Source organism: Eisenbergiella porci, from assembly GCF_009696275.1.
Lineage (GTDB): Bacteria > Bacillota > Clostridia > Lachnospirales > Lachnospiraceae > Eisenbergiella > Eisenbergiella porci.
The window spans coordinates 1-3513 of sequence record NZ_VUMI01000118.1 but is presented as its reverse complement, the minus strand read 5'-3'; the positions used below and the strand labels follow the sequence as shown (position 1 = coordinate 3513).

2 protein-coding genes are annotated in these 3513 nt (G+C 47.9%); both read left to right on the top strand.

Going from position 1 to position 3513, the window contains the following annotated elements:
• The first annotated feature begins 315 nt into the window (after nucleotides 1-315).
• Nucleotides 316-2397 (top strand): type I DNA topoisomerase, encoded by a 2082-nt coding sequence (gene topA / locus FYJ45_RS28920; protein WP_154468389.1) that lies wholly within the window; start codon nucleotides 316-318, stop codon nucleotides 2395-2397.
• 131 nt (nucleotides 2398-2528) lie between these two features.
• Nucleotides 2529-3314: a GTP-sensing pleiotropic transcriptional regulator CodY gene (gene codY, locus FYJ45_RS28915; RefSeq protein ID WP_021635914.1), complete on the top strand. Its 786-nt coding sequence runs from the start codon at nucleotides 2529-2531 to the stop codon at nucleotides 3312-3314.
• The last annotated feature ends 199 nt before the right edge of the window (nucleotides 3315-3513 follow it).

The window sequence follows — 3513 nt, the reverse complement described above, 5'->3', positions numbered from 1 at the left end:
TGGCTCATAAGTAATTCCTGATTGGTCATGGTATCATCCTCCTAAATATAAGGATATAATACCAGATCACAAGGGTGATAAAACGGACTTATATAGGTTACCAACACATTTGCGGACTAACACCTTTTATAAAATTCCTTGCCACGGCAGAAAATATGGTGTATAGTGATTCACGATTGCTGGCTGTTTTGATTACGGCAAGGAATCGACGGAGTAAGGTTTGTGAACCGGTACTGCGTGCCGTCTGGTACGGAAGGTATGAGGTGCGCGGCGCGAATGCGTCCGGCGCAAAAGAGAAGGAGATAATAAGTCTGTATGGCAAAATATCTTGTAATAGTAGAATCACCTGCAAAGGTAAAGACGATCAAGAAATTCCTCGGCCCCAACTACGAAGTGGCGGCCAGCAACGGACATGTCCGGGACCTGCCCAAGAGCCGTATGGGAATTGATATTGAAAACGATTACGAACCGAAATACATTACCATACGCGGCAAAGGAGATATCCTTGCCAATCTGCGTAAGGAAGTGAAAAAAGCGGAAAAAATATATCTCGCAACGGACCCCGACCGTGAGGGTGAGGCGATTTCCTGGCATCTGACCAAGGCGCTGAACCTGGAAAAAACGGGTAAAAAGGTATACCGCATCACCTTTAATGAAATTACGAAAAATGCGGTTAAGGAATCGCTGAAGCATCCCAGGGAAATCGACATGTCGCTGGTGGATGCCCAGCAGGCCAGGCGGGAGCTGGATCGTATGGTGGGTTACCGGATTTCCCCCCTGCTGTGGGCAAAGGTTAAAAGGGGCCTAAGCGCCGGACGTGTCCAGTCGGTTGCCCTGCGTATGATCTGCGACCGAGAGGATGAAATCAACGCGTTTATCCCGGAGGAATACTGGACGCTGGACGCTTCCTTTAAAATACCGGGGGAAAGAAAGCTGCTGACAGCAAAGTATTACGGAACCACCAGCCAGAAGCAGAACCTCACCTGCCAGGAGGATGTGGATAAGGTCAAAAACGATCTGGACGGCGCATCTTATCAGGTGACGGATGTGAAGAAAGGCGAGCGGGTAAAGAAAGCGCCTCTGCCCTTCACTACCTCCACGCTGCAGCAGGAAGCCAGCAAGGTGCTGAATTTTTCCACACAGAAGACCATGCGTCTGGCACAGCAGCTGTATGAAGGAATTGATATTAAAGGCAATGGCACGGTCGGTATCATTACTTATCTGCGAACCGATTCCACCCGTGTATCTGAAGAAGCGGAACATCAGGCTGCGCTGTACATTGACAAGAACTATGGCCCGGAATATACCGGGGCCAAGACACAGGAAAAGAAGAGCGGTCAGAAAATACAGGATGCCCATGAAGCAATCCGTCCCACAGATATTTCAAGGACGCCCCTGGAACTGAAGGAATCTCTTTCAAGAGATCAGTTCAGGCTGTATCAGCTTATTTGGAAGCGTTTTGTGGCAAGCCGGATGACTCCTGCCGTTTATGAAACAACATCTGTGAAAATCGATGCGGCGGAACATCGTTTTACGGTGGCGGCCAGCAAGCTGAAATTCGACGGCTTTATGAGCGTATACACCCAGGAGGAGGATGAGAAGGCAGAAGGGAACAGCCTGGTAAAAGGGATTGACAAGGACACCCGCCTCACCTTTGACAGCTTCCAGGAGGCCCAGCACTTTACACAGCCTCCGGCGCACTATACGGAAGCTTCTCTGGTAAGGGCGCTGGAGGAGCAGGGGATCGGACGTCCCAGCACCTATGCCCCCACCATTACCACCATTCTTGCAAGAAGATATGTGGTTAAGGAGAATAAGAATCTGTACGTTTCCGAGCTGGGCGAAGTGGTCAACAGCATGATGAAGGAGGCCTTCCCCACGATTGTGGATGTGAGCTTCACTGCTAATATGGAAGCGCTGCTGGACGGCGTGGAAGAAGGAAATGTTAACTGGAAGATTGTGGTATCCAATTTCTATCCTGATCTGAACGAAGCTGTGGAACAGGCTGAAAAGCAGCTGGAGCAGGTGCAGATTGCGGATGAAGAATCCGATGAAGAATGCGAGCTTTGCGGCAGGCGCATGGTCATCAAATATGGTCCCCACGGTCGTTTCCTGGCCTGTCCCGGATTCCCGGAATGCCGCAATACCAAACCCTATTTTGAAAAGGTCGGCGTTCCCTGCCCGAAATGCGGTAAGGACATTATACTCAAAAAGACCAAAAAAGGCCGGAAGTATTACGGCTGCATCGGAAATCCGGAATGTGATTTCATGGTATGGCAGAAGCCGTCCAAAGAAAAATGCCCGCAGTGCGGTTCACTGATGCTGGAAAAAGGAAATAAGCTTGTTTGTTATAATGAAGATTGCGGCTATATAATGGAAAAGAAATCAGAAGATTAAAGACTGCTCAATTTGGCTGTAAGTACTTGTGTTGTCCGGAACTGGCGGGGTGACAAAATCCGTTGCGTCTGACAGGGGTCTGTGCTACAATAGTGTCATAAGTTTGGGCATTCTGCCGGAGGAAAACTAACATGAGTAGCGTTCAACTGCTGGACAGAACACGTAAAATAGGAAAGTTGCTTCATAACAACAATTCCAGTAAAGTGGTTTTTAACGATATATGCAAGGTAATGCGTGAGATACTGGTTTCTAACGTGCTGGTGATCAGCAGGAAAGGGAAGATACTTGGAGTGGCTACTTCAGACCGTAATGAGGTCATTGCGGAGCTGCTGAAGAATGAGGTGGGCAGCTTCATCGATCCCCTGCTGAACGAAAGGCTCCTTTCCGTGCTGTCAACCAAAGAAAATGTTAATCTTGCTACTTTAGGTTTTGAAAATCAGGTTTTTATGAAGTTTGCAGCCGTGGTTTCACCGATTGAAATTGCCGGAGAACGGCTTGGGACGCTTTTCCTTTACCGGCATGGCGATATGTATGATATTGATGATATTATCCTCTGCGAATACGGTACCACCGTCGTAGGCCTGGAAATGCTCAGGTCGGTCAGTGAAGAAAGCGCTGAGGAAAGCCGTAAGATAGCGGTAGTTAAGTCGGCCATCGGAACGCTGTCCTATTCTGAAACCCAGGCGATAGTCCATATATTTCAGGAGCTTAACGGGATGGAGGGCGTTCTGGTCGCCAGTAAGATAGCGGACAGAGCTGGAATCACCCGTTCGGTAATTGTCAATGCCCTGCGCAAGTTTGAAAGCGCCGGCATCATAGAGTCCCGCTCCTCAGGAATGAAGGGAACCTATATTAAAGTCAGGAATGATGTAGTATTTGAAGAAGTCAGGAAAATGGAAGAGAATATGAAATCATAAGCTGTATAAGCTTTACAGCAGTACAGTTACATGGGCAGCTGCGAAATGCCTGACTGATATGGTATTTTTTTGTCAGCTCTGAAAGGCGAAAATTTCTCGCACAAAAATTACTGATAAGCACTGAAGATTTAGCCGATGCATGATAAAATAAAAAAAAGTTTTTCGCAAAGGAGAAAATTTATCGTGACAAGGGCTGAAC

Bases quoted from the DNA above. Each gene is read 5' to 3' on its own strand.
- codY (WP_021635914.1), top strand. From the start codon at position 2,529: ATGAGTAGCGTTCAACTGCTGGACAGAACACGTAAAATAGGAAAGTTG.
- topA (WP_154468389.1), top strand. From the start codon at position 316: ATGGCAAAATATCTTGTAATAGTAGAATCACCTGCAAAGGTAAAGACG.